We start from the raw sequence: 389 nt of genomic DNA, 5'->3' as shown, positions 1-389 counted from the left end.
CGGCAAGGGTCGGATGGCTCAGATTGTCCTTTACTGCGAATCACCTTGTGCCAGTAACCAGCGACGATCCAGAGACGTAATGCCCCGGCATCCCATCAGGTTCAGCGATCGCCCGAGTTCTTCCTGAACAATCGTCAAGACCCGATCCACCCCGGCACCCCCATAAGCTGCCACGCCATACAAGGTGGTACGAGCCAGCAAAACGCCTTCAGCCCCTAACGCCAGCGCTTTGATAATATCGGTGCCACGCCGTACCCCACCGTCCAGCAACAGACTGATACGACCATCAACAACCGGTGCAATACGCGCCAGAGCGTCCAGACTGCTGCTTGCCCCATCAAGCTGGCGGCCACCATGATTGCTGACGACCACCCCATCCAGACCGAGGC

The 389-nt window shown here is 58.9% G+C and carries 1 protein-coding gene; it reads right to left on the bottom strand.

The window, feature by feature from the left end; genetic code table 11:
• Positions 1-30: 30 nt before the first annotated feature.
• On the bottom strand, positions 31-389 hold a 359-nt coding region (locus Q4563_RS16805; protein ID WP_303605302.1), incomplete at its 5' end, for an alpha-hydroxy-acid oxidizing protein.

This window comes from Gilvimarinus sp. 1_MG-2023, assembly GCF_030548285.1.
The sequence above is the reverse complement of the archived record's forward strand: the minus strand, read 5'-3'. Positions and strand labels throughout refer to the sequence as shown.